The 23,899-nt window shown below is 73.4% G+C and carries 24 protein-coding genes; 11 read left to right on the top strand and 13 right to left on the bottom strand.

Going from position 1 to position 23,899, the window contains the following annotated elements; genetic code table 11:
- Window positions 1–331 precede the first annotated feature (331 nt).
- Window positions 332–1,441 carry a serine hydrolase domain-containing protein gene (locus ACFVU9_RS41515; RefSeq protein ID WP_387602624.1) on the bottom strand — a complete coding sequence of 370 codons (1,110 nt, stop codon included), beginning with the start codon at window positions 1,439–1,441 and terminating at the stop codon, window positions 332–334.
- Window positions 1,442–1,967: 526 nt separating this feature from the next.
- Between ACFVU9_RS41515 and nhaA the strand changes: the two genes are divergently transcribed.
- The 4 genes from nhaA to ACFVU9_RS41495 all read left to right on the top strand — a co-directional run bounded on the left by nhaA (window position 1,968) and on the right by ACFVU9_RS41495 (window position 5,740).
- Window positions 1,968–3,494, top strand: a complete 1,527-nt coding sequence (nhaA, locus tag ACFVU9_RS41510) for a Na+/H+ antiporter NhaA (protein WP_387602622.1) — start codon at window positions 1,968–1,970, stop codon at window positions 3,492–3,494.
- A gap of 283 nt (window positions 3,495–3,777) precedes the next feature.
- Window positions 3,778–4,254 carry a phage holin family protein gene (locus ACFVU9_RS41505; RefSeq protein WP_380444223.1) on the top strand — a complete coding sequence of 159 codons (477 nt, stop codon included), beginning with the start codon at window positions 3,778–3,780 and terminating at the stop codon, window positions 4,252–4,254.
- 76 nt (window positions 4,255–4,330) lie between these two features.
- Entirely contained in the window at window positions 4,331–5,398 is a 1,068-nt protein-coding gene (locus tag ACFVU9_RS41500) for an alpha/beta fold hydrolase (RefSeq protein WP_380444221.1), read from the top strand.
- Window positions 5,399–5,530: 132 nt separating this feature from the next.
- Window positions 5,531–5,740, top strand: a complete 210-nt coding sequence (locus ACFVU9_RS41495) for a hypothetical protein (protein WP_329927312.1) — start codon at window positions 5,531–5,533, stop codon at window positions 5,738–5,740.
- Between the two features lie 136 nt (window positions 5,741–5,876).
- Here the strand turns inward: ACFVU9_RS41495 and ACFVU9_RS41490 are convergent, their stop codons facing one another.
- The 5 genes from ACFVU9_RS41490 to ACFVU9_RS41470 all read right to left on the bottom strand — a co-directional run bounded on the left by ACFVU9_RS41490 (window position 5,877) and on the right by ACFVU9_RS41470 (window position 10,180).
- Window positions 5,877–6,578, bottom strand: a complete 702-nt coding sequence (locus ACFVU9_RS41490; protein ID WP_380444219.1) for a metal-dependent hydrolase — start codon at window positions 6,576–6,578, stop codon at window positions 5,877–5,879.
- A gap of 237 nt (window positions 6,579–6,815) precedes the next feature.
- Complete coding sequence (locus tag ACFVU9_RS41485) at window positions 6,816–8,000, bottom strand: MarP family serine protease (RefSeq protein WP_380444217.1); 1,185 nt, start codon at window positions 7,998–8,000, stop codon at window positions 6,816–6,818.
- A 46-nt stretch (window positions 8,001–8,046) separates the two neighbouring features.
- Window positions 8,047–8,796, bottom strand: a complete 750-nt coding sequence (locus ACFVU9_RS41480) for an NUDIX hydrolase (protein ID WP_380444215.1) — start codon at window positions 8,794–8,796, stop codon at window positions 8,047–8,049.
- Window positions 8,793–9,662, bottom strand: coding sequence for an endonuclease III (nth, locus tag ACFVU9_RS41475; RefSeq protein WP_380444213.1), 870 nt, complete (start codon window positions 9,660–9,662; stop codon window positions 8,793–8,795). The genes ACFVU9_RS41480 and nth overlap by 4 nt, the downstream gene beginning before the upstream one ends.
- An 89-nt stretch (window positions 9,663–9,751) precedes the next feature.
- On the bottom strand, window positions 9,752–10,180 hold the full coding sequence (locus ACFVU9_RS41470) for a hypothetical protein (protein ID WP_380444211.1): 429 nt from the start codon (window positions 10,178–10,180) through the stop codon (window positions 9,752–9,754).
- Window positions 10,181–10,546: 366 nt separating this feature from the next.
- Here ACFVU9_RS41470 and ACFVU9_RS41465 point away from each other — a divergent pair, with 366 nt between their 5' ends.
- Entirely contained in the window at window positions 10,547–11,362 is an 816-nt protein-coding gene (locus ACFVU9_RS41465) for an alpha/beta fold hydrolase (protein ID WP_387602615.1), read from the top strand.
- Between the two features lie 150 nt (window positions 11,363–11,512).
- On the top strand, window positions 11,513–12,127 hold the full coding sequence (locus ACFVU9_RS41460; RefSeq protein WP_359975306.1) for an RraA family protein: 615 nt from the start codon (window positions 11,513–11,515) through the stop codon (window positions 12,125–12,127).
- Window positions 12,128–12,260: 133 nt separating this feature from the next.
- Here ACFVU9_RS41460 and ACFVU9_RS41455 read toward each other — a convergent pair whose 3' ends face one another.
- Window positions 12,261–12,842 (bottom strand): CGNR zinc finger domain-containing protein, encoded by a 582-nt coding sequence (locus ACFVU9_RS41455; RefSeq protein ID WP_387602612.1) that lies wholly within the window; start codon window positions 12,840–12,842, stop codon window positions 12,261–12,263.
- 106 nt (window positions 12,843–12,948) lie between these two features.
- Here ACFVU9_RS41455 and ACFVU9_RS41450 point away from each other — a divergent pair, with 106 nt between their 5' ends.
- The gene (locus ACFVU9_RS41450) at window positions 12,949–14,247 is read left to right on the top strand and encodes an MFS transporter (RefSeq protein WP_387602609.1); all 1,299 of its coding nucleotides are present in this window, start codon (window positions 12,949–12,951) and stop codon (window positions 14,245–14,247) included.
- A gap of 264 nt (window positions 14,248–14,511) precedes the next feature.
- Complete coding sequence (locus ACFVU9_RS41445; RefSeq protein ID WP_030240972.1) at window positions 14,512–15,186, top strand: Crp/Fnr family transcriptional regulator; 675 nt, start codon at window positions 14,512–14,514, stop codon at window positions 15,184–15,186.
- An 84-nt stretch (window positions 15,187–15,270) separates the two neighbouring features.
- On the opposite strand, the gene ACFVU9_RS41440 is transcribed toward ACFVU9_RS41445, so the two are convergent.
- From ACFVU9_RS41440 to ACFVU9_RS41420, 5 genes are all read right to left on the bottom strand, one after another.
- A complete protein-coding gene (locus tag ACFVU9_RS41440; RefSeq protein WP_380444203.1) occupies window positions 15,271–16,104 on the bottom strand; it encodes an MBL fold metallo-hydrolase in 834 nt (277 codons plus the stop codon).
- Entirely contained in the window at window positions 16,101–16,274 is a 174-nt protein-coding gene (locus ACFVU9_RS41435) for a hypothetical protein (protein WP_380444201.1), read from the bottom strand. Before ACFVU9_RS41435 ends, ACFVU9_RS41440 begins: the two co-directional genes overlap by 4 nt.
- 135 nt (window positions 16,275–16,409) lie before the next feature.
- The gene (locus tag ACFVU9_RS41430) at window positions 16,410–17,273 is read right to left on the bottom strand and encodes an NUDIX hydrolase (RefSeq protein WP_380444199.1); all 864 of its coding nucleotides are present in this window, start codon (window positions 17,271–17,273) and stop codon (window positions 16,410–16,412) included.
- Between the two features lie 72 nt (window positions 17,274–17,345).
- Window positions 17,346–17,813: a RidA family protein gene (locus ACFVU9_RS41425; protein ID WP_380444197.1), complete on the bottom strand. Its 468-nt coding sequence runs from the start codon at window positions 17,811–17,813 to the stop codon at window positions 17,346–17,348.
- Window positions 17,810–17,968, bottom strand: a complete 159-nt coding sequence (locus ACFVU9_RS41420) for a DUF4177 domain-containing protein (protein WP_380444195.1) — start codon at window positions 17,966–17,968, stop codon at window positions 17,810–17,812. The genes ACFVU9_RS41425 and ACFVU9_RS41420 overlap by 4 nt, the downstream gene beginning before the upstream one ends.
- Before the next feature lie 210 nt (window positions 17,969–18,178).
- Between ACFVU9_RS41420 and ACFVU9_RS41415 the strand changes: the two genes are divergently transcribed.
- Window positions 18,179–19,324, top strand: a complete 1,146-nt coding sequence (locus ACFVU9_RS41415) for an ArsA-related P-loop ATPase (RefSeq protein WP_380508588.1) — start codon at window positions 18,179–18,181, stop codon at window positions 19,322–19,324.
- Window positions 19,321–20,496 (top strand): ArsA family ATPase, encoded by a 1,176-nt coding sequence (locus ACFVU9_RS41410; RefSeq protein ID WP_387602603.1) that lies wholly within the window; start codon window positions 19,321–19,323, stop codon window positions 20,494–20,496. Before ACFVU9_RS41415 ends, ACFVU9_RS41410 begins: the two co-directional genes overlap by 4 nt.
- 259 nt (window positions 20,497–20,755) lie before the next feature.
- Here the strand turns inward: ACFVU9_RS41410 and ACFVU9_RS41405 are convergent, their stop codons facing one another.
- Window positions 20,756–21,079 carry a WhiB family transcriptional regulator gene (locus ACFVU9_RS41405; RefSeq protein WP_030240986.1) on the bottom strand — a complete coding sequence of 108 codons (324 nt, stop codon included), beginning with the start codon at window positions 21,077–21,079 and terminating at the stop codon, window positions 20,756–20,758.
- Between the two features lie 426 nt (window positions 21,080–21,505).
- On the opposite strand from ACFVU9_RS41405, the gene ACFVU9_RS41400 reads away from it, so the two are divergent.
- Window positions 21,506–23,866 carry a transglycosylase domain-containing protein gene (locus ACFVU9_RS41400; RefSeq protein WP_380444189.1) on the top strand — a complete coding sequence of 787 codons (2,361 nt, stop codon included), beginning with the start codon at window positions 21,506–21,508 and terminating at the stop codon, window positions 23,864–23,866.
- Window positions 23,867–23,899: the final 33 nt, after the last annotated feature.

Below are 23,899 nucleotides of genomic sequence, written 5' to 3'. Positions count from 1 at the left end.
GTCGGCGAACTCCCCAAAACCCGCTCCGGCAAGATCATGCGCCGCCTCCTGCGCGACATCGCCGAAGGCCGCGAAGTCGGCGACACCACCACCCTCGCCGACAGCACCGTCATGAGCCAGATCCAGGCCCAGCTCCCGCCCTCCGGCGGCAACGGCTGAGCGCGCTGACACCCGGGTACTGACATCGGAGTGCTGATCTCGGAGCGCTGATCTCGGAGCGCTGACACCCGAGTGAGGCAACGGGCGGGGCCCCGGGCGGTGATGACCGCCCGGGGCCCCGTCGTCGTACGGACGGTCCGTCACAGGTCACAGGACTCCCGCCACCTGGACGTCACCGCCTGCCCTCGACCGTCGCGGGAGCTTCCAGCGTCTCCAGAGCGTCCAGACCCACCGGGCCGCGCCGCTGCGCGGTCAGGGTCCGCAGAGTCTCGTACGCGCTCTGGACGAAGCCGCGGCTGCGCAGCGACCGTGCCCTGGCCATCACCGCCAGCCCCACCTGCGCACGCGGGCTGAAGCCTGCGAAGGCGGTGAAGCCCCGGGTGGAGCCGGCGTGGAACACGAGTTCCTCGCCGTCGTCCTCGTCCGGGTCCGCCCCCGCGGCCACCGACCGCTGGTTCCAGCCCAGGCAAATCCGGGTGGTACCACCCCGGCGCCGGCCCGCCCGCGGGCGGCGGACCTCGCCGAGCGCCGTCCGCAGCACCGCCGCGTCGGCCCGTTCCGGGAGCGGCACGGCGTCCAGCGACAGGTGCGCCTGGAGGTAGCGGAGCATGTCGTCGCCGGTCGAGCGCAGTGCGGCCGCGCCCGGCAGGGCCGGCAGCCGGAAGGACGGCACCCGGCGCCCGCGCCGGTACCCGGCGACCTCCTCCCGGCCGGGGCCGCTGGAGGTGTCGACCAGGCCGAGCGGCCCGCAGACCCGGGCGGCCAGGAGGTCGTCGTAGCGCTGTCCGGCCGCGTTGGCCAGCAGCAGTCCGAGCAGTCCGCAGCCGAGGCTCGAGTAGCGCACGTGCGTGCCGGGGGTGCCCCGAACGGGGGTCCGCGGCAGGGCCCTGAGCAGGTGGGCCGGGCCGAACGTGTCGTACGGGCTGGTGAACCACCGGGGTGCCATCGCGGGCAGCAGGCCGACCGGCAGCCGGGGCAGGCCCGAGGTGTGGGTGGCCAGGTGGAGCAGGGTGATCGGCCGCTCGTGCGGATAGCCGGGGGCGGCGTCGGCGGGCAGGTAACGGTCGATCGGGTCGTCGTACCGGACCTCGCCCCGGGCGGCCATCTCGGCGAGCAGCAGTCCGGTGAACGTCTTCGTCACGGAACCGAGTTCGAACCGGGTGTCGGCCCGGACCGGGCGCCGGCCGGAACGGTCGGAGCGTCCCCGGCAGGCGACCGTCCGTTCGTCACCGCGGATCACCGCGACGGCGACTCCCCCGGCGGGACCGGCCGCGTGGAACAGCGGGCGGAGCAGATGGTCGAGGTCGGTGGGGAGCTCGGGCTCGTCGGAGCCAGAGCGGCCCGAGGGGCCCGAGGGGCCACCAGGGCCGGAGGGGTCGGATGAGCCCGAGGGGCCGGCGGGGCCGGCGGGCAGAGCGGCGGACACGACGGTCTCACCGGGTAAGAGGGGCGGTCTGGGCATGGGGTGCCTCCGAAGCGGCGCAAGGGGTTTGACGGGGGATGACGCCTGGGCCCGGATCGGGCGGCGCCTGCATCCGACGATAGGAACGCGTTCACTCGTCTGCACGCGGCCGGGGCCATTCGGGTGCGGCGCCGGTGCTCCGCGAGGGTGCAGAACACAGCACCAGGGCTTAAGTCCTTAGGTAGGACAATCCGGATGTCACTCGGACGTTCCCGTTAGACTGCTAAGGACGCATCAAGGTCCTCGAACAGGAATCCGGGCGTCACAGGGCGCGCCGGGAAGTCTGGTCGGCACTTGCACCACGTGTGCATCCGTTTGCCGTTCCCAGCCCGCAGGAGGTCCGAGCGTGACCCGACAGCCGCCCGTCCACGAGCCGACGACCCGCCGCCGGCAGTTCCCAGGCCGGCTGCCCCTGCCCGAGCGCGCCTACATCACCGAGGCGCTGCGCACCGAGACGGTCGGCGGCATCCTGCTGCTGGTCGCCGCCGTGATCGCGCTGGTCTGGGCCAACGTCTGGCCCGGCGCGTACGAGAGCGTCCTCGACCACACCGTCGGCCCGTCCGCCCCGCTGCACCTGGACCTGACGCTCGGCGACTGGGCCAAGGACGGCCTGCTGACGATCTTCTTCTTCGTCGCCGGGATCGAGCTCAAGCGCGAGTTCGTCGCGGGCGAGCTGCGCAGTCCGAGCGCCGCCGTACTGCCCGTCATAGCCGCGGTCTGCGGTGTCGCGCTGCCCGCGGCCCTGTTCGCCCTGATCAACTCGGGCAGCGGCGGGCACCCGGGCGGCTGGGCGATCCCGACCGCCACCGACATCGCCTTCGCCCTCGGTGTCCTGGCCGTGGTCGGCAGCCACCTGCCCTCGGCGCTGCGCGCCTTCCTGCTCACCCTGGCCGTCGTGGACGACCTGATCGCGATCCTGATCATCGCGGTCTTCTACAGCTCCGGCATCAAGTTCTGGGCGCTCGGTCTGGCCTTCGTCGGCCTGGCGCTGTTCTGGTTCCTGCACCGGCGCGGGGTGCACGGCTGGTACCTGTTCGTGCCGCTGGCCTTCGTCATCTGGGCGCTGATGCACGAGAGCGGCGTGCACGCCACGGTCGCGGGCGTCGCCATGGGCCTGATGCTGCGCTGCCACCGCGAGGGCGACGAGGAGCACTCCCCCGGCGAGCACATCGAGCACCTGGTCCGGCCGCTGTCGGCCGGGCTGGCCGTCCCGGTGTTCGCGCTGTTCGCCGCCGGGGTGACGATCTCCGGCCCGGCGCTGCGCGAGGTGTTCACCCAGGCCACGCCGCTCGGCATCGTCCTCGGGCTGCTGGTCGGCAAGACGGTGGGCATCTTCGGGGGCACCTGGCTGGTCGCCCGGTTCACCCGGGCGGAGCTGAACCCGCAGCTCAAGTGGGCCGACATGTTCGCGGTCGCGGTGCTCGCGGGGATCGGCTTCACCGTCTCGCTGCTGATCAGCGAGCTGGCCTTCCCCGGGGACCTGGCGCTCGCCGACCGTTCGAAGACGGCCGTCCTGGTGGGCTCGCTGCTGTGCGCGGTGGTCGCCACCGTGCTGCTCAAGCTCCGCAACCGGCACTACCGCGCGCTGTGCGAGGAGGAGGACCGGGACACGGACGGCGACGGCGTCCCGGACATCTACCAGCCGGACGACCCGGCCTGGCAGGCCCGGGTGGCCGAGCTCGCGCCGCGCCCCGGCAGCGAGCAACCGCACCCCGGCAACGACCGGCCCCACCCCGGCGGCGACCGACCGGCTCCCGGCCACGACCGACCGGCTCCCGGCCACGACCGACCGCACCCCGGCAACGACCGACCGCACCCCGGCAACGACCGGCCGAGCGCCGGTCCGGCCGCCGGTCCGGGCGCGGCCCGCTGAAGCCGGCCGCCGGTTCCACCCATCCCGACCACCGGCACCACCCCGGAGCGCCGGACGGCTGCTGAGGGTCGCTCAGGGCCCCGTGGCCCGCCCCGGGCCCCCGGGGGGCCTCGGGCTCCGGGACACGTCCCCCCGGCGGGGCCCCGGAGTGGTGTGCGACTGGCCGGTAGGGGCATGATTCTGAGCTGTCGACAGTCCACTGACGCCCCCCGGGCCCCCTCCGGCCCCCGGGACCGCACCGCGCGGCGGCGTCACGCCGCACAGCCGCAGAGGAGAACCGCTGATGCCCGCAGGAGCCGCAGACCCGTCCAGCAACGGCCGGGCGCCCTACGAGGGCGAGCGTTCGGTGGGGCAGCTGTTCGCGGCGGCCACCGCCGACCTGTCCGCGCTGGTCCACGACGAGATCGCGCTCGCCAAGGCCGAGCTGCGGGCGGACGTCAAGCGCGGCGTCTCCGGCGGCGTGTCGCTGACGGTCGCCGGCGTGGTGGCCCTGGCCGCCGTCCCGATGCTGAGCGCCGCGGCGGCCTTCGGCATCCACGCGCTGGGCCTGTCGCTCGGCTGGTCGTTCCTGATCGTGGCCGGCGCCTACCTGCTGCTCGCGGTGCTGCTCGGCATGCTGGCCTGGCGTTCCTTCAAGAAGATCGAGAAGCCGGTCCGCACCATCGAGGGTGCGCAGAAGACCGCCGACGTGCTGAAGAACGCCCGTCCGCGGCCGGCCACCAAGGAGGAGATCGACCGGGCGCTGGGCCGCATCCCGTAAGGGCGGGGCCCCGCCAGGCGCACCGACTGCGAGTGCCGGGCGCGTGTCCGGCGCACGGATGTGACACGCTCTCGGTATGCCGCTTGACCAGAAGCCCGTGCCCGCGCAGCCGCCCGCCGACTCCGGCCCCGTCCGGGAGCCCGGCCGGGAGGCCGCCGCGAAGGCCGCGGACGGCGTCGGCGAGAGCGCCGGAAAGGCCCCGGGCGACGCCGGGGCCGAGGCGCCCGGCAGCTCCGCGGCCGAGGCCTGGAGCATCCGGCAGGACGGCCCGTGGACGCACCGCGACCTCGCCGCCAACGGCGCCCGGTTCCACATCGCCGAGCTGGGCGAGGGCCCGCTGGTGCTGCTGGTGCACGGCTGGCCGGAGTACTGGTGGGCCTGGCGCCACCAGCTGACCGCGCTCGCCGAGGCCGGCTACCGGGCGGTCGCGCTCGACCTGCGCGGCATCGGCGGCAGCGACCGCACCCCCCGCGGGTACGACCCGGGCAACCTCGCCCTGGACATCACCGGGGTGATCCGTTCGCTCGGCGAGCGCCGGGCCCACCTGGTCGGGCACGCCTCCGGCGGCACGCTGGCCTGGGTGGCGGCGGTGATGCGCCCGTCGGTGATCCAGAGCCTTACCGTGGTGTCCGCCGCGCACCCGCGGGACCTGCGCCGGGCACTGCTCACCGACCGCAAGCAGATCGCCGCCTTCGAGCACGTGCTGGGCTTCCAGCGGCCGTGGATACCGGAGCGCCGCCTGGTTGCGGACGACGCCGCGCTGGTCGCCCGCTACCTGGACGAGTGGACCGGGCCGGACAAGCTGGACGAGGGCGCGGTGCACGCGTACCGGCAGGCGATCCGGATCCCCAGCACCGCGCACTGCTCGATCGAGCCGTACCGCTGGCTGCTGCGGTCGATGGCCCGTCCGGACGGCATCCAGTTCGCCCGCCGGATGAAGAAGCCGATCGCCGCGCCCACGCTGCACGTCCAGGGGGCGGCGGACCCGGTGCTGCTGTCGCACACCGCGCTCGGCGGCGGCGAGTACGTGGCGGCGCCGTACCGGTGGCGGCTGATGCCGGGCGTCGGACACTTCCCGCACGAGGAGGCACCGGCGGAGTTCACGGCCGAGCTGCTGGACTGGGTCGGTCTGCACAAGGAGTGAGCGCTCCGGGCAGGACCGTCACCCCTGCCCATCTCAACTCCCTTGATGTTGCGCTCATATGACAAACGCATAGGCCACTTTCGATGGCGTCCGGACGGTTACCCCGACCGGCCCAGGGGCATCCATTCCGGTATGACCTGGATGCCCGATCGCGGCGGCGCATCGCGCGGCCGACGCCAGAACAGCCCGCACCGGTCCGCCCCCCGTACCGACTGGGCGGACGACCTCGGCTACGACGGCACGGACCGCCGTCAGCGAGCGGCGCAGCGACAGCTCGGCATCCCGCACATCCTCGGCCGGCGCGCCCGCTGGGTGGGCGCACGGCTGCGGCGCGAGACCTGAGGTCCCGCGCCGCGGTCGTCAACGACGTGCCGCCCGGTTCACCCGGGCAGTACGAGCCTGCTCACGGTCGTCGCACCGGTCCCACGCGTCCGTTCAGGCGTCCGTTCACGCGTCAGTTCACGCGTCAGTTCACGCGTCAGTTCACGATCGTCGGCGACAGCGCCGTGAACCAGAGCAGGACGAAGGTCGCACCCGCCATGATCGGCACCAGCACCTTGGTCTCGACGTTGTTGCCGCTGCGCTTGATCAGCACGATCTCGTAGCGCTCCTTGTGCGGCCAGAGCAGCGGCGCGCCCTTCTTCGTCAGGCAGTCGCCCAGCAGGTGCGCCAGCGTGCCCAGGCCGACCGCGTACGGCAGCCAGCCGGGGGCGTTCGGCATCCAGGTGTTCATCCCGAAGGTGCCGAGCGCGGCCAGGCCGACGACGGTGATCCACGCCTCCGGGCCGTCGCCGGGCGGGCAGAGCCGCAGCGCCCGGATCGCGAGCGCCAGCAGGAAGAACGTCACCGCGAGGGTGAAGTTGCGGCCCAGGAAGGTGACGCCCGCCCAGGTGCCGCCGCCCATCAGCGCGACGAACAGCAGCGAGTGGGTGGCGTGCCGGTGACCGCCGGAGGCCCAGGCCACGAAGCGGCAGAGCGCCTTGGAGAGCGGGCCGAGGAAGTTGGCGATCGAGCCGTCGTGGTGGTCGAGGTCGGGCAGCAGGGCCGCGCCCGCGCACAGCACCGTGCCCATCAGTATGTCCGCCGGCTGGAGCGTGGTGTGCAGCAGCAGCGGGGGCAGGAACGGCGCCGAGGCCGCGTACAGCATCGCCCCGCTGACCGCGTGCGAGTGACCCATCATCGGACTACCACGACCTCCCGTCGACCTCACTCCGGCACCGGCGCCGGATTGAGCCGAACGGGTGAGCGCGGCCGAGGCTACCAGGGCGGACTGACGGTCCGACGGATATCCGACCCCGCCGCACCGGCGCGCCGACCGGGGGCCAACGGGCCGACCGACCGCGGCGAGCCCGCCCACGACGACGGGCCCGCCGACGGCGACCGGGCGGCCCACGGCGGCGGGCCGGCCCGGGCCGGGTCAGAGCGCGCAGCCCTGGGTGTCCACCCGCCCCGAGGCGGAGCCGCCCTTCTCGGCGTCGTCCTTCACCTCGGCCGCCGTGAGCACGTACCCGGTGTCCGCGCTGTCCAGCGACTTGGCGAACACCACGCCGTACACCTGCCCGTCCGGGGTGAGCAGCGGTCCACCGCTGTTGCCCTGGCGGACCAGCGAGCGGACGGAGTAGACGTCGCGCACGACCTGGCCGCGGTGGTAGATGTCCGGGCCGTTGGCCTGGATGCGGCCGCGGATGCGGGCGGGCTGGACGTTGAAGGCGCCGTTCTCGGGGAAGCCGGCCACGATCGCGCTGTCGTTGGTCCTGGCCTCCCCCGCGAAGGTCAGCGGGGGCGCGTTGAGCTTGGGCACGTCGAGGACGGCGATGTCGCGCTGCCAGTCGTAGCGGACCACCGTCGCGTCGTAGAGCTGGCCGACGCCGCCGATCTGCACGGTCGGCTCGTCGACGCCGCCGACCACGTGGGCGTTGGTCATCACCCGGTGCGGCGCGAAGACGAAGCCGCTGCCCTCCAGGGTCTTGCCGCAGGAGGTGGCGGTGCCGACCACCTTGACCAGGCTCTGCCTGGCCTTCGCGACCGCCGGGCTGGCGGCCAGCGCGGGGTCGGGCGTGTCGACCTGGGTGATCGGCTCGTGCTCGAAGGGGTTGAAGACCTGGGGGAAGCCGTTGCGGGCGAGCACCTTGGAGAAGTCAGAGAACCAGTTCGGCGCGTCACCGGGCAGCGCGTCCTGGACGCCGCCGAGGATCGCCGAGGAGCGGACCTGCTTGGAGACCGTCGGCAGGGACGTTCCGGCGAGCGCGGAACCGATCAGCCAGGCCACCAGCAGCATCGAGATCACGTTGACGACGGCCCCGCCGGCCGCGTCCAGCACCCGCGCCGGACGCCGGTCGATGTGGCCGCGCAGCTTCCAGCCGAAGTGCGTGGTGACCGCCTGGCCTATCGCGGCGAACACGATCACGACGACGACGGCCACCACCGAGGCCGTCGTGCCGGGGCTCAGGTGGTCGAGCAGCAGCGGCAGCAGCTGCACCGCGACCAGGCCGCCGCCGAGGAAGCCGACGACGGACAGCACGCCCACCACGAAGCCCTGCCGGTAGCCCGACACGGCGAAACCGACGGCGGCGAGGATCAGCAGCACATCCAGGACGTTCACCCGGACACCCTCCCACGGCCGGCGGCACGGCCGTGCGGACGGCCCCTCACGAGGTCCCGGCCTCGCGGCCCAGCAGCGCGCGCGAGCTTTCGGTGTCGCCCTGGACCAGGGCCAGCGCGTCGTCCGAGAGGTCGACGATCCGGGACGGGTCCCAGGGCCGCTCCAGGCCGCTGTGGTGCAGCACCCGGTCGATCACCCCGGCCGTGAAGCCCCAGACCAGCCGGCCGGCCACCGCGAACGCCGGGCCCAGGTGCCCGGACGGGTGCCGCAGCCGGACCCGGTTCGCCGGGTCCGCGAGCTCGGCGATCGTCACCCGGAACACGGCGCCGGTCTCCCCCGCGTCCACCGGGCGCACCGGCGACTCCTCGCGCCACCAGCCGAGGACCGGGGTCACCACGAAGCGGCTCACCGGGATGTAGAGGGCGGGCAGCGCGGCGAACACCTGCACGCCGGCCGGGTCCAGGCCGGTCTCCTCCCAGGCCTCCCGCAGCGCCGCCGCGATCGGTCCGGGACCGTCCGGATCGCCGTCCTCCGGGTCGAGCGCGCCGCCCGGGAAGGACGGCTGCCCGGCGTGCGAGCGCAGCGAGCGGGCCCGCTCGATCAGCAGCAGGTCGGGGCCCTGCCCGCCGTCCCCGAAGAGCATCAGCACCGCGGCCGTGCGGGCGTCCTCCACCGGTGGCAGGAAGCGGCTCAGCTGCTCGGGCAGCACGCGCTCGGCCGCGTCCCGGACGGGCTCCAGCCACCGCGGCAGGCCGTCCCGCTCGATCTCCCGCACCGCGGGCCCGGGCGCGCTCACTCGCCCACCGCCAGGTCCGCGACGTGCCCCTGGTGGGAGGCGGCGTCGGCGCGCGCGGCGGCCTCGCCGGGGAAGTCCCCCGGGGGCTTCAGCCGCTGGCCGGGCCGGCCGCCCATCTCGTACTTGAGGAGCTTCGCGGCCTTCTCCGGGTCCGTCTCGCCCTCGCCGTACGACGGGCAGAGCGGCGCGATCGGGCAGGCCCCGCAGGCGGGCTTCTGGGAGTGGCAGATCCGGCGGCCGTGGAAGACCACGCGGTGCGAGAGCATCGTCCACTCGGACTTGGGGAAGATCTCGCCGACGGCCAGCTCGACCTTCACCGGGTCATCCTCGGTGGTCCAGCCGAACCGCCTCGCCAGGCGGCCGAAGTGGGTGTCGACGGTGATTCCCGGGACGCCGAAGGCGTTGCCGAGGACGACGTTGGCGGTCTTGCGGCCGACGCCGGGCAGGGTCACCAGGTCCTCCAGGCGGCCCGGGACCTCGCCGCCGAAGTCGTCGCGCAGCGCGACCGACAGGCCGATCAGCGACTTCGCCTTGTTCCGGAAGAACCCGGTCGGGCGGATGATCTCCTCCAGCTCCTCCGGGTTCGCCGCCGCCATGTCCTCCGGGGCGGGGTAGCGGGCGAACAGCGCGGGCGTCGTCTGGTTCACCCGCAGGTCCGTCGTCTGCGCCGACAGCACGGTGGCCACCAGCAGCTGGAACGGGTTCTCGAAGTCCAGCTCCGGGTGCGCGTACGGGTACAGCTCCGCGAGCTCCCGGTTGATCCTGCGCGCCCGCCGCACCATCGCCAGCCGGGACTCGGGCTTCCTCGGCCTCACCGCGGGCTTCGCCTTCGGTGCCGCCGCCTTCCGGACCTTGCTCTCTGCCATGGACGAAGGCTACGCCGGACGGCCGAACCCGTGCGCCGCATTGGCCGTCACCGGCCCCACCGGGCCGGGCGGGGCGAGCGGGGCGGGGGTCAGCTGCCCTGGCGGACCTTGACGCCGCCGACCAGCGAGTAGGAGCGCACCTTGACGACCGCGCCGCCGGGCTCGCCCACCACGCCCTGGCTGCGGCCGCCGAGCAGCGAGAACCCGCGGACCTCGACCGTGGTGCCCACCGGGACGGTCAGGTCGACGCCGCCGAGGACCGAGAAGGCGTCCACCTCGGCCGAGGCGCCCTCGGGGTAGGCCAGCTCCGCGCCGCCGACCACGGCCGCCTTGACCAGGTGGGTCGGGCCGGCCGGGAGTTCGGCGTCGGTGTGGTCGAGCTTGGCCCCGCCGACCGCGGCGACGTGCACGGTGCGCTCGCGGGCCGTGAACTCGCCGCCGTGCTTGAGGCCGCCCAGCAGGGCGAGGCTCCACTCGGTGCGGCGGGCGGCGGTCGGGGCGTTCTTCGTGATCTCCATGGCCTGAACACTACGGAGGGACGCTGAGGGCCCGTCAGTGTCGAGCGGCACTGGTCCGGAATGACATCTGTCATGGTCAGAAGCATGATCGGCACGGTGAAGGGCCGGGCGGCGGCGAGCTGTCGATCGCTGTCGCCAAGGGGACGGCCGACCCTCCTGGTGCACACGGACCCGCCGGCCCGAGCTCCGTCCACAGGCTGTGGACAGAGCTCGGGCGCGTCCGGCCGCGGCACCGTCGGCATCCGGTGGAACCGTCGAAAAAAGACCCGAAGGAATATCCGCCGGAGAGCGATGAGTTCCGCGCCCGCGCCCGGTCTACCCCTACGAAAGCGACTCACCCCGAGCGACGCCCCGAAGGGACCCACCGTGAACGCCACCGCCTCCCGCACCGTTGCCTCCACCGACGGCACCGAGATCGCCTACACCGTCACCGGCTCCGGCCCGGCCGTCGTCTTCGTCGACGGCGCCCTCTGCCACCGGGCGTTCGGGCCCGGTGCCGCGGTCGCCGAGCAACTGGCCGCGCACCACACCGTCTACACCTACGACCGGCGCGGGCGCGGCGGCAGCGCGGACACCGCGCCGTTCGCCGTCGAGCGCGAGATCGAGGACCTCGCGGCCGTCATCGCGGCCACCGGCGGCACGGCCCACGTGATCGGCGTCTCCTCCGGCGGGGTGCTCGCGCTGCGGGCCGCCGCGAGCGGGGTCGCGATCAGCCGGATCGCCGTCTACGAGCCGCCGTTCAGCACCGGGGACGGGCAGCGCGAGCGGTTCGACGCGTACGTGAGCGACCTGACCGAGGCGCTCGCGGACGGGCGCCGCGGCGACGCCGCCGCCCGGTTCATGGCCTTCGTCGGCATGCCGGCCGAGATGGTGGACCAGATGCGCGGCGCGCCGATGTGGCCGGCCTTCGAGGCGGTCGCGCCCACGCTCGCGTACGACGCCGCCGCGGTGGGCACGGCGGCGGGCGGGTCGGTTCCGGCCGAGGTCCTCGCCGGGGTGGCCGTCCCGGCGCTCGTGCTGGACGGCGGGGCCAGCCCGGAACTGCTGCGCGCGCCGGCCCGCGAGGTCGCGGCCGCCGTGCCGGGCGCCGAGTACCGGACGCTGGCGGACCAGACGCACGAGGTGGCCGCCGACATCCTGGCGCCGGTGCTGGCCGAGTTCTTCGCCCGCCCGACCGCCTGACGAGGCGACCGCCCGACGGGCCGACCACCCGCACACCTGCCGCCCCGACACCTGCCGCCCGGATACCCCGCCGCCCGGAGCCACCGCCGCGGCCTGTCCGATAATGCGCCGAGAGCACCGACCGAACAGTCGAGAACGACGGGGGCACAGATGGACCAGTTCGCGGACATTCCCACCACCACCCTGGCCGACCTGCTCGGCCGCGCCCAGGTGATGGACATCGGCGTCCGCCCGCTGTGGGCCGGCATGCCCCGGGTGGCCGGACCGGCCTTCACCGTCCAGTGCCCGCCCGGCGACAACCTGATGCTGCACGCGGCGATCTACCGGGCCGCGCCCGGCGACGTCATCGTCGTCGAGTCGGGCGACCTCGACCACGCCCTCGCCGGCGGCAACGTCTGCGCGGTCGCGCAGCGCCGGGGCGTGGCCGCGTTCGTGGCCGACGGCCTGATCCGCGACCTCGGCGAGGTGCGCGAGGCGGGCTTCCCGGTGTTCGCCCGCGGGGTGATCCCGATCCCGGGGGCGAAGCGGGCACTCGGCTCGCACGGCGGCGAGGTCCGGTGCGGCGGCGTGCTGGTGGCGGCCGGCGACGTCGTCGTGGCGGACGAGGAGGGCGTCGTGGTGGTGCCGGCCGCCCGGCGCGAGGAGACGCTGGCGGCGGCCCGGGCGAAGCTGGCCAAGGAGGCCGCCGAGACGCTGGACGAGTGGGAGGCGGCCCACCGCGCCAAGATCGAGAAGGCCCTGGGCGAGGTCGGCTTCACCGCCTGACACTCCCCCGGCACCCCGTGCGCCCCGAGGAACCGTCCTCCGGGGCGTACTGCTTTTCTCCGGGGCCGGGTTCCCCGAAGGCCCGGTTTCCCTGGGGCGTCGGGTTTTCCCGGGCGTCGGGTTTCCCCGGAGGTCAGACCGGCTGCTCGCGCTGCCGGTGGTAGTGGCGGGCGGCACGGGCGCGGTTGCCGCAGGCGGGCCCGCACCACTCGCGGCGCGGGTGGTCCTTGACGAAGAACTGGACGCAGCCCGGCCCGTGACAGGCCCGCAGCTCGGCCGCGAGCGGACCGCCCAGCAGGTCGGCGGTGCCGTGGGCGAGCGCCGCGAGCGCGGCGGGGAACCCGTCGCGGCCGGTCCGCTGGACGACGGCGATCCCGGTTCCGGCGGCCGTCAGGACGGGCCAGCGCGGGGCGGCGGCGGACGCCTCGTTGATCCGCCCGACCTCGGCGGCGGGCACCGGCTCCCCCTCGGCGTGCGCGTGCAGGACGGCGCGGACCGCGTCGCGCAGCGCCCGGAACGCGGCCAGGTCCGCCTCGTCGACGGACAGCCCGGGGGCGTCGGCCTCGGACCCGAGCCAGCCGGTGAGTTCCTCCGGCGTCCCGACGGTGTCCCGGACCTTGCCGCGGACGGCGACCAGCGTGTTCGCGAACGCGACGGCGAGCGGCAGGCCCGGGGAGGGCGGGGCCGGGTGTTCCTGAGCAGTGTCGGAAGCCATGGACCTAATGGTAGCCACCCCTTGCAACCATCAAGTCCGACTGCCATGATTCTCACGGTTGATCAGCCATCAACCATAAGAATCGACTCGGGGGGAGTACCACCGGATGACCGCCACCGCGATCGGACCCGGCCCGCAGACCCGTCCGGCCGAACGGCCGCCGACCGCCCGGCTGCGGCACAACCGGGACTTCCTCAAGTTCTGGTCCGGCGAGACCCTCTCGCTCCTCGGCAGCCAGGTCACCACGCTCGCCCTGCCGCTCACCGCCGTCATCGCCTTCGACGCCACGCCCGAGCAGGTCGGCCTGCTGCGCTTCCTGCAACTGGTGCCCTACCTCGGCCTCGCGCTGGTCTTCGGCGTCCTGGTCGACCGGATGCCGCGCAGGCGCGCCATGCTGCTGGCCAACGGCGCCCGGATGGTGCTCGTCGGACTGGTCCCGCTGCTGGCCGCGACCCACCGCCTGACGCTGCCGGTGCTGCTGGCGCTCGCCTGCGCGATCGGCGTCTTCTCCGTCCTGTTCGACGTCGGCTGGATGTCCTTCGTCCCGACCCTGGTGAAGGACCCGGAGCACTACGTCGAGGCCAACCAGAAGCTCGGCGTCACTTCCTCCACCGCGGACGTGGCCGGGCCCGGCCTGGCCGGACTGCTGATCGGCGCCCTGACCGCGCCGGTCGCACTGGTCGCGGACGCCTTCTCCTACCTGGTCTCGCTGCTCACGCTGCTGTGGATCCGCACGCCCGAACCGCGCCCCGAGCCGCCCGCGGCGGGCCGCCACCTCGGGCGGGAGCTGGCCGAGGGCCTGCGCTGGGTGTTCGGCGACCGCGTCCTGCGACCGCTGGCGCTGCTCGGTCCGTTCTGCAACTTCTCGATGGTCTCGATGTGGACGGTGTTCGTCCTGTACGCGGTGCGCGACCAGGGACTGACGCCCACCTGGATCGGCGTCGTGTTCTCCGCCTCCTCGGTCGGCGGACTGGTCGGCGCGGCCGTCTCCGGGCGGCTCGTCAGGCGGTTCCGGCTCGGACCCGTCTACGCGGTGTCGATGGCGGCGATCTTCGCGAGCCCGCTGCTGGTCGCGTTCGCGGACGGCCCGAAGCCGGTGCGCACGGCCCTGTTCGTCGGCTCGTTCTTCATCGGCTACCTGGGCCTCGCCGTGGCCGGCGTGGTGATGGTCAGCCTGCGCCAGACCCTGACCCCGCAGCCGCTGATGGGCCGGATGAACGCGGCCTTCCGCACCCTGCTGTTCGGCGGCGGCTCGCTGGGCGGCCTGCTCGGCGGCGTCATCGGCGGGGCCCTCGGGCTGCGCCGGGGCCTCGTCGCGATCGCCGTCGGCTCGGCGCTGATGCTCGTCCCGCTGGCCCTGTCGCCGGTCAGCCGGCTGCGCGAGCTGCCGCCGCCGGCCGCCTGACCGGCGCCCACCCGGACCACCGGGGTCGTCGGGCCCGCTCGGGGGAGGGGCCGGGCGACCCCGGTTCGGCGCGTCGCCGCGCCGACCGGCGCCCACCGCACGGACACGGGGACCGAACCGTACGAATGGCCCCGCGAAGGACACCTCGGTGCACCCCCTCCTCATATGATCGGAGCGACATGCGCCATGCTTGGTGATGCAGAGCACAGAACGGAACTTGCGCCGGACGGCCCACCCGCCGACCGGCCGAGAAGGAGGAAGCACGTGGACGACGTTCTGCGGCGCGCCGCACTCTTCGCGGCACTCGACGACGAACAGGCCGGCGAGCTGCGCGCTTCCATGACCGAGGTCACCCTCGCCCGTGGTGAGTCGCTGTTCCACGAGGGCGACCCGGGCGACCGGCTGTACGTCGTCGCCGAGGGCAAGGTCAAGCTCCACCGCGCCTCGCCGGACGGACGCGAGAACATGCTCGCCGTCCTCGGCCCCAGCGAGATGATCGGCGAGCTGTCGCTGTTCGACCCGGGCCCGCGCACCGCCACCGCCAGCGCACTGACCGAGGTCAAGCTGCTCGGCCTCGGCCACGGCGACCTCCAGCCCTGGCTGCACGCCCGCCCCGAGGTGTCCATCGCGCTGCTGCGGGCCATCGCCCGCCGCCTGCGCCGGACCAACGACGTGATGTCCGACCTGGTCTTCTCCGACGTGCCCGGTCGCGTCGCGAAGGCCCTGCTCGACCTCTCCCGCCGCTTCGGCGTGCAGTCCGAGGAGGGCATCCACGTCGCCCACGACCTCACCCAGGAGGAGCTCGCCCAGCTGGTCGGCGCCTCCCGCGAGACGGTCAACAAGGCGCTCGCCGACTTCGCCGGCCGCGGCTGGCTGAAGCTGGAGGCCCGTGCCGTCGTCCTGATGGACGTCGAGCGGCTGTCGCGCCGCTCGCGCTGACCCGCCCGGCTTCCCGGGGCGCCCCGGCGTGCCGAAGGGCCCGCCCTCCGTCGAGGAGGCCGGGCCCTTCGGCGTTCCCGCCGGTCAGTCGAGGTACGGGATCAGCCCGTGCTCCTCCAGGTACTCCATCTGCGCCCGCACCGACAGCTCGGCGGCGGGCCACAGCGCGCGGTCCACGTCCGCGTACACCCGGGCCACCACCTCGGCCGCGGTCCGGCAGCCCGCCTCGACCGCCGTCTCCACCTGGGCGAGCCGGGTGGCCCGGTGGGCGAGGTAGTAGTCGACGGCGCCCAGGGCGTCCGCGAGCACCGGCCCGTGACCGGGCAGGACGGTCCGCACACCGTGCTCGGAGGCCATCGTGTGCAGGCGGCGCAGCGAGTCCAGGTAGTCGCCCAGGCGGCCGTCCGGGTGGGCGACCATCGTGGTACCGCGGCCGAGGACGGTGTCGCCGGTGAGGATCGCGCCGTCGGCGGGCAGGTGGAAGGTCAGCGAGTCCGAGGTGTGCCCGGGGGTGCCGACCACCCGCAGGTCCAGGCCGCCCACGTCCAGGCGCTGCCCGCCGACCAGGCCCTCGGAGCCGAGCCGGTGCGCCGGGTCCAGCGCCAGGACCTTGCTGCCGGTGAGCTCGGCGAAGCGGGCCGCGCCCTCGGAGTGGTCGGCGTGGCCGTGGGTGAGCAGGGTGAGCGCCACGCGCTTGCCCTGCTGTTCCGCGAGGTCGATCACCCGGCGCAGGTGGCCCTCGTGCAGCGGGCCCGGGTCGATCACCGCCGCGAGGTCCGAGCCGGGCTCGGAGAGCAGCCAGGTGTTGGTGCCGTCCAGCGTCATCGGCGACGGGTTCGGCGCCAGCACGCAGAGCGCCCGCGGGGTGGCCTCGCCGCCGACCTCGGCGGCGGGGTCACCCGGGAGGAGTCCGCTCACCGGCCGCCCTCGCCGTCGCGGTGCAGGGCGCGCAGCGGCAGCGCCCGGACGAGGGCCCGCTGGGCCACCTCGATGAACGGGACCGGCTGGTCGCAGGCGGCGGTGCGCGGGGTCAGGCGGCGGGCGGGCATCTCGGGTGCCGTCCGGCGAGCCACGTCGTTGTGGGTCATCGGGCGTCGGTCCTCTCTCTGCGGTGGTGGAGTCCCTGCGGTGGTGCTCGGGTCTGCGGAGGGTCTGTGGAAGGGGCTGGGAAAAGTCTGCGGAGGGGGCCTGCGAAGGGTCCGCGAAGGGCTCGCGGGCCGGGCTCAGGCTTCGGGGAAGTCGCCGTCGATGGTCAGCTCGTCATACCCAGGCCATCGAACGGTCATGCGGTCGCCGCGGACCTCGGCCCGGCCCAGCACCGGGTCAAGTGCGCGCTGCCCGGCCGCGGCCAGCGCCTCGGCGGCGCTCCGCACCGACGACAGCTCGCGCAGCACCGTGACGGTCGGCGGCAGCATGCCGAACCGGCCCTCGTCGTAGCCGCGGACCGCCTCGGCGGGCGCCATCCAGGCCACCCGGTCCGCCTCGCCGACCTCCAGCGCGGCCCGCTGGCCGGACGGCAGGGCGGCGACGAAGAACCAGGTGTCGTACCGGCGCTCCTCGAACTCCGGGGTGATCCAGCGGGCCCAGCCGCCCAGCAGGTCGCTGCGCAGCACCAGGCCGTGCGCGCGGAGGAAGTCGGCGAAGGACAGCTCGTGGGCCTCCAGCGCGGCCCGCTCGGCGCTCCAGTCGCGCGGCTCGGCGATGCTCCGCGCGTCCGGGCCGGCCAGCAGCACGCCGGCCTCCTCGAAGGTCTCGCGGACGGCCGCGCAGACCACCGCCTGCGCCGTCCGGGCGTCCACGCCGAGGCGCCGCGCCCACTCCTCGGGGCCGGGCCCGGCCCAGGCGAGCTCGGCCTCGGCGTCCCGCGGGTCCACCCCGCCACCCGGGTAGGCGTACATGCCGGCAGCGAAGGCCATCGAGGTGCGGCGGCGCAGCAGGTAGGCCTCGGGCCCGGTGGCAGCGTCGCGCAGCAGCACCACCGTCGCGGCGGGCTTCGCCGCCGGCGGGGTCGCCGCGCCGGAGTCGACCGCCCGGATCCGGGCAGGCCAGCCGGGCGGCATCGGGAGCGTCGTGGCTCGATGGTCCATGCCCGGATGCTAAGCGCACGAAGGCGGGGTTGGACAGGCCCGACCCCGCCTTCGTGATCACGACCGGAGCGGTCAGGCGCTCTTGACCCGCACCTGGAGCTCGACCTCGACCGGGGCGTCCAGCGGCAGCACCGCGACGCCGACCGCGCTGCGGGCGTGCACGCCGGCCTCGCCGAGCACCTTGCCGAGCAGCTCGCTGGCGCCGTTGATCACGGCAGGCTGGCCGGTGAAGTCGGGGGCGGAGGCGACGAAGCCGACGACCTTGACGACGCGCTCGATCAGGTCGAGGTCACCGATCACCGACTTGATGGCGGCCAGGGCGTTCAGCGCGCAGGTCTGCGCGAGCTCCTTGGCCTCCTCCGGGGACACCTCGGCGCCGACCTTGCCGGTGGTCGGCAGCTTGCCGTCGACGACCGGCAGCTGGCCGGAGGTGAACACGAACTCGCCCGCGCGCAGGGCCGGGACGTACGCGGCGACCGGGGCGGCCACCGGCGGCAGGCTCAGACCCAGCTCGGCGAGCTTCGACTCGACCTTGCTCATGCGTTCTTCTCCCGCTTGAAGTAGGCCACCAGGGTCTCCGGGTTGGGACCCTGCACGACCTGGACCAGCTCCCAGCCGTCCGAGCCGAAGTTGTCCAGGATCTGCTTGGTGGCGTGCACCAGCAGCGGCGCCGTCATGTATTCCCACTTGGTCATGGCCAGACTCTAGACGAGCGGCCGCGGCGATCGGCCCCGCTGACGGACCGGCGTGTGAGGTGGCCCACAAACCGGGCATGATTCAGGCCCGGTCCCCCCGGTGCTCCGGGCATCCGGCCCGCTCCCTGGTTACTCTCGCGAGAGGGCAACCGGAGAGCGGGCCGGCCGACGGAGCGGCCCACGGCCCTCGGAGACGGACGGAGACGGAGCGTGGCACGCACCCCCGGCCAGGCGGCCCGGCGCGACCCCGACTGGGAGGGCGTCCGGCTGCACGTGGTCAGCGGCAAGGGCGGCACCGGGAAGACCACCCTGGCCGCCGCGCTGGCGCTGGCCCTGGCCGCCGAGGGCGGCCGGGTGCTGCTGGTCGAGGTGGAGGGCCGGCAGGGCATCGCCGAACTGTTCGGGATCGCCGCGCTGCCGTACGAGGAGCGCCGGATCGCCTCGGTCTCCCGGCGGCAGCTCGGCCTGCCGGCCGTCGCGGACGACACGGACCCGCCGGGCGGGTCCGGTGGCCCGGGCGGATCCGGCGGCCGGGGCGGCAGCGGTGCCCCGGGCGGCAGCGGCGAGGTCTTCGCGCTGGCCATCGACACCGAGCAGGCCCTGCTCGAGTACCTGGAGATGTTCTACAAGCTCGGCCGGGCCGGCAAGGCCCTGCAGAAGGTCGGCTTCGTCGACTTCGCGACCACCATCGCACCCGGCGTCCGGGACGTCCTGCTCACCGGCAAGGCCTGCGAGGCCTCCCGCCGCAAGGGCCCGGACGGCCGCCGCAGCTACGACGCGATCGTGATGGACGCCCCGCCGACCGGCCGCATCACCCGCTTCCTGAACGTCAACTCCGAGGTGGCCGGCCTGGCCAGGATCGGGCCGATACACACCCAGGCGCAGGCCGTGATGCGGGTGCTGAAGTCGCCGGAGACCGCGGTGCACCTGGTCACCCTGCTGGAGGAGATGCCGGTGCAGGAAACGGTCGACGGCTTCGCCGAGCTGCGCGAGTCGGGGCTCCCGATCGGCGGCGTGATGATCAACATGGTCCGGCCTCCGCTGCTGGACGCGGCCGCGGTCGCCGCGGCGGACGGGGACCACCGGGAGGAGGTCGCCCTGGCCCTCGGCGAGGCCGGGCTCGGCGGGCGCTCGCGCAAGCCGGAGACCGTCCGGGCCGCCGTCGACCCGCTGCTCGACCCGCTCCTGGAGCAGGCCCGCGAGCACGCCGAACGGGTCGAGCTGGAGCGCGCGCAGCGCGCCGACCTCCAGCACCTGAAGCTCCCCACCTACGAACTCCCGCTGCTCGGCGAGGGCGTGGACCTCGGCGGGCTGTACCGGCTGGCGGGCGAACTCAAGCGGCAGGGGGCGGCGTGAGCACGACGACGAACGGTGTGCGCGGCACGGGCAGCCTGCTCGCGGTGGACGGGCTGATCGACGACCCGAAGACGAGGATCATCGTCTGCTGCGGCTCCGGCGGGGTCGGCAAGACCACCACCGCCGCGGCGATCGGGCTGCGCGCCGCCGAACGCGGGCGCAAGGTCGTCGTCCTGACGATCGATCCGGCCCGCCGCCTCGCCCAGTCCATGGGCCTGACCGAGCTCGACAACACCCCTCGCGTGGTCAAGGGGGTGGGCGGCGAGGGGGAGCTCCAGGCCATGATGCTCGACATGAAGCGGACCTTCGACGAGGTCGTGCTCGCCCACGCCGAACCCGAACGGGCCAAGGCGATCATGGAGAACCCGTTCTACCAGTCCCTGTCGGCCGGCTTCGCGGGCACGCAGGAGTACATGGCCATGGAGAAGCTCGGCCAGCTGCGCGCGGCCGAGGAGTGGGACCTGATCGTCGTCGACACCCCGCCCTCCCGCTCGGCGCTGGACTTCCTGGACGCGCCCAACCGGCTCGGGTCCTTCCTCGACGGCAGGGTGATCCGGATCCTGACCGCCCCGGCCAAGGTCGGCGGCCGCAGCGCGATGAAGTTCCTCAACGTCGGCATGGGCCTGCTCACCGGCACCCTGGGCAAGATCTTCGGCGCCCAGCTCCTCACCGACGTGCAGACCTTCGTCAGCGCGATGGACTCGATGTTCGGCGGCTTCCGCGAGCGGGCCGACCGCACGTACCAGCTGCTCAAGGCGCCGGGCACGGCCTTCCTGGTGGTCGCCGCGCCGGAGCGGGACGCGCTGCGCGAGGCCGCCTACTTCGTCGACCGGCTGGCCGCGGACCGGATGCCGCTGGCCGGACTGGTGCTCAACCGGGTGCACGGTTCCGGGGCCCCGCAGCTCACGGCGGAACGGGCGCTCGCGGCCGCCGAGGCGCTGGAGGAGAACGGTTCGGAGCACGCGTCGCCCGAGGCGGAACTGCTCGCGGCCGGACTGCTGCGGCTGCACGCCGAACGGATGCAGATCATGGCGAGGGAGCGCCGGACCAGGGACCGCTTCGTGTCGGTGTACCCGGACGTGCCGATCGTGGAGGTCCCCGCGCTGCCGGGCGACGTGCACGACCTGGACGGGCTGCGGGCCATCGGGGACAGGCTGAGCGGCGGGGCGTAGGGAGCGCGGCGGGGCCGGCGGTCCTGAGCGGCGCGGCGTCGAGCGGGGCGTCAGCGTCGAGCGGGCGCGCGTTGCCTTGCGTGGCGTTGTCCGGTGTTGCCTCGCGCTGTGTGGCGTTGCCTTGTCCGGCGTTGCCTTGCGTTGTGTCGCGTTGCTCCGCGAACGGTGCGGAGCCGTGGGGCGTCGCACGGGTGCGGCGTGTCGCACCTGGTGTCGGCCCGGGCCGGTGGGGCGGCCCGGCGAGTGATCGCGTGCCGGGTCAGCCCGCCTGGGCGTAGTCCGTCAGTATCACCCCGGTGGCCAGGGACTCCTCGTACTCCGTCCGGGCCGTCTCCAGCAGCCTGCGCCAGGAGATCACCGTCGGACGGCGGCGCAGCAGCGCCCGGCGCTCGCGCTCCGTCATCCCGCCCCAGACCCCGAACTCCACGCGGTTGTCCAGCGCGTCCGCGAGGCACTCCGTACGGACGGGGCACCCGCTGCACACCGCCTTCGCGCGGTTCTGCGCCGCCCCCTGGACGAACAGTTCGTCCGGATCACTCGTGCGGCAGGCGGCCTGCGCACTCCAGTCGTCAACCCAGCCCATGCCGGCGCCGTCCTCTCCCGATGTTTCGAGGCTCCCCCACGGCGGCAACGGCATATTCACCGTTGCCAGTTGAGGACGTTACGGAAGAACGACAGCTTGCAACAGCCCCTTCGGGCTCAATCTCGAATGACCCGATTGGACTATGGGTATCGGTCAGCTCACTCGTTGGAGTGATCGCAGGTCGCAAGCCTTGCCAAGCGCGACACGGCAACTCTGGCCGCGCGCGTCATCACGGAGCGCTACCGTTCACCCGGGTGCAGCAGCCCGCAGCGGCCTCGAAATCCGCCAGGAAAGCGGCAATTCGGGCAAGTCTTCCCACTCACACGAGTGAGTCATGCTGACGCACCGAAGCTGTCGCAAGCTTGTGACAAGCCTAGGCGAACACCTGCCCCTATGGAGGGGATTCGGCGACGTAGGGTTCTCCCCATGGCACCGAAGCGCCCCCAGGCCCCCCAGCCCCCAGGCAACACCGGAGCTCCGCGCGGCGAGCGCCGCGGGTCACCGCTGGACTTCGCGGGACACGGAGTGAAGTTCCTGGGCGTCAGCGTGCTCTCCGGAGTCCTGCTGGCGGGCCTCGCGCTGCCCGCCGTCGGCGCGCTCGGCCTCACCGCCAAGGACACGGCGGAGAGCTTCGAGAACATCCCCGACGATTTCAAGACGCCGCCGCTCACCCAGGCGACGCAGATCTTCGATGCCAAGGGCGGCCTGATCGCCAAGGTCTACGAGCGCGACCGCACCGTCCTCACCGCCGACCAGATGTCGCCCTTCATGCGGCACGCACAGGTCGACATCGAGGACGCCCGCTTCTACGAGCACGGCGCCGTCGACCTCAAGGGCATCCTCCGGGCCGTCAGCAAGAACGCCGAGAGCGGCACGGCCTCGCAGGGCGCCTCGACGCTCACCCAGCAGTACGTGAAGAACGTCAACGTCGAGAAGGCCGGCGACGACCAGGCCGCCGTCCTGGAGGCGCAGCGCAAGACCCTGGGCCGCAAGATCCAGGAGCTCAAGTACGCGATCAAGCTGGAAGAGGACCTGACGAAGGACCAGATCCTCACCAACTACCTCAACATCACCTTCTACGGCCACCAGGCCTACGGGGTCGAGGCGGCGTCGCAGCGCTACTTCAGCAAGAGCAACAAGGACCTCACCATCGCCGAGGCGGCCACCCTCGCCGGCATGGTGCAGAACCCGTCGTCGTACGACCCGGTGCGCTACCCGGACAACACGGTCAAGCGCCGCAACGTCGTCATCGACAAGATGCTCGAGAACAAGCACATCACCCCGGACCAGGCCAAGGAGGCGAAGGCCTCCCCGCTGGGTCTGAAGTACAAGGACCCGCAGAACGGCTGCATCACCGCCCAGGCCGGCATGGGCTTCTTCTGCGACTACGTGCGCCACGTGATCAAGCAGGACCCGACCTTCGGCAAGTCCACGGCGGACCGCAAGAAGCTGTGGGACACCGGCGGCCTGAACATCTACACGACGCTCGACCCGGACAAGCAGGCCGCCGCGCAGAACGCCGTCACCAAGAAGGTCAACGTGACCGACTCGGTGTCGGCCGCCGCGACCATGATGGAGCCGGGCAGCGGCAAGATCCTCGCCATGGCCCAGACCCGCCCGTACGGCCTGGACCCGAACAAGAACCAGACCGTGGTGAACCTGAACGTCGACGCGGCGATGGGCGGCGGCAACGGCTTCCAGACCGGTTCGACCTTCAAGCCGATCCTCGCCGCGGCGGCCCTGGAGTCGGGCATGTCGCCCACCCAGGCGTTCCCGTCCGAGAACAAGATCGAGTACCCGAGCATGTCGACCTGCTCGGGCACCTGGAAGAACGTCCCCCAGCCCGGGCAGGGCAAGGCCACGGTGAAGAACGAGTCGACGGGCGAGGTCGGCCCGTACGAGCTCAAGCAGGCCATGGCCCTCTCGGTGAACACCTACTTCGTCGAGATGGAGCAGCAGACCGGCCTCTGCGCGATCAAGCAGATGGCCAACAAGCTGGGCATCTCCCAGTCGGCCCAGGGCGGCGAGTTCAAGGAGGTCCCCTCGATGGTCCTCGGCTCGCTCGAACTCAGCCCGCTGACCATGGCGAACGTGTACGCCACCTTCGCCGCCCGCGGCAAGTACTGCACCCCGATCGCGATCAACAAGATCAGCACGGTCGACGGCAAGGACATCAAGGTCCCGCAGTCCCAGTGCAGCCAGGCCTTCTCCGAGAACACCGCGGACGCGCTCAACACCATCCTGCTCAACGTGACCGAGAAGGGCACGGCCGCCGCCCTCGGCCTCGACGACGGTCGCAAGATCGCCGGCAAGACCGGTACCACCGACGAGAAGAAGGCCGCCTGGTTCAGCGGCTACACCCCGTCGCTCGCCACCTCGGTCTGGCTCGGCGGCCCGGCCGGCGGCGTGAAGATGAAGGACATCACCATCGGCGGCAAGCACTTCACCGAGGTGTTCGGCGCCGACGGCCCCGGCCCGATCTGGCAGATGGCGATGAACCAGGCACTCAAGGGCACGCCCCTGGAGCCCATCCAGACGATCAACATCCCGGACCCGCAGCCCAAGCCGGACCCGAACGCGACCGCGCCCGCCAGCCCGCCGGCCGGCGACCCGAACACCCAGCCCGGTGCCAACCCGCCGCCCCCGGCCAACCCCGGCGGCAACCCCGGCGGCGGCACCAACGCCGGCGGGATGATCGGCGGCGGCTTCACCTTCCCGCCGGGCTTCATCGGCGGGAACGGAAACGGCGGCAAGCACGGCGGCGGCGGTAACGGCGGCACCGGCTGAGCCGGCCGCCCGGCCGACAACGAACGCGGAGGG

Origin of the sequence: Kitasatospora sp. NPDC057936, from assembly GCF_042887525.1 — a bacterium.
In the GTDB taxonomy this organism is placed as follows: domain Bacteria; phylum Actinomycetota; class Actinomycetes; order Streptomycetales; family Streptomycetaceae; genus Kitasatospora.
Note: the sequence above shows the minus strand (reverse complement) of the source record. Positions and strands in the feature narration are given on the sequence as shown.

Coding starts and splice junctions, on each gene's coding strand:
- ACFVU9_RS41505 (WP_380444223.1), top strand. CDS start 3,778: ATGCCCGCAGGAGCCGCAGACCCGTCCAGCAACGGCCGGGCGCCCTAC.
- ACFVU9_RS41500 (WP_380444221.1), top strand. CDS start 4,331: ATGCCGCTTGACCAGAAGCCCGTGCCCGCGCAGCCGCCCGCCGACTCC.
- ACFVU9_RS41495 (WP_329927312.1), top strand. CDS start 5,531: ATGACCTGGATGCCCGATCGCGGCGGCGCATCGCGCGGCCGACGCCAG.
- ACFVU9_RS41490 (WP_380444219.1), bottom strand. CDS start 6,578: ATGATGGGTCACTCGCACGCGGTCAGCGGGGCGATGCTGTACGCGGCC.
- nth (WP_380444213.1), bottom strand. CDS start 9,662: ATGGCAGAGAGCAAGGTCCGGAAGGCGGCGGCACCGAAGGCGAAGCCC.
- ACFVU9_RS41470 (WP_380444211.1), bottom strand. CDS start 10,180: ATGGAGATCACGAAGAACGCCCCGACCGCCGCCCGCCGCACCGAGTGG.
- ACFVU9_RS41460 (WP_359975306.1), top strand. CDS start 11,513: ATGGACCAGTTCGCGGACATTCCCACCACCACCCTGGCCGACCTGCTC.
- ACFVU9_RS41455 (WP_387602612.1), bottom strand. CDS start 12,842: ATGGCTTCCGACACTGCTCAGGAACACCCGGCCCCGCCCTCCCCGGGC.
- ACFVU9_RS41450 (WP_387602609.1), top strand. CDS start 12,949: ATGACCGCCACCGCGATCGGACCCGGCCCGCAGACCCGTCCGGCCGAA.
- ACFVU9_RS41435 (WP_380444201.1), bottom strand. CDS start 16,274: ATGACCCACAACGACGTGGCTCGCCGGACGGCACCCGAGATGCCCGCC.
- ACFVU9_RS41430 (WP_380444199.1), bottom strand. CDS start 17,273: ATGGACCATCGAGCCACGACGCTCCCGATGCCGCCCGGCTGGCCTGCC.
- ACFVU9_RS41425 (WP_380444197.1), bottom strand. CDS start 17,813: ATGAGCAAGGTCGAGTCGAAGCTCGCCGAGCTGGGTCTGAGCCTGCCG.
- ACFVU9_RS41420 (WP_380444195.1), bottom strand. CDS start 17,968: ATGACCAAGTGGGAATACATGACGGCGCCGCTGCTGGTGCACGCCACC.
- ACFVU9_RS41405 (WP_030240986.1), bottom strand. CDS start 21,079: ATGGGCTGGGTTGACGACTGGAGTGCGCAGGCCGCCTGCCGCACGAGT.
- ACFVU9_RS41400 (WP_380444189.1), top strand. CDS start 21,506: ATGGCACCGAAGCGCCCCCAGGCCCCCCAGCCCCCAGGCAACACCGGA.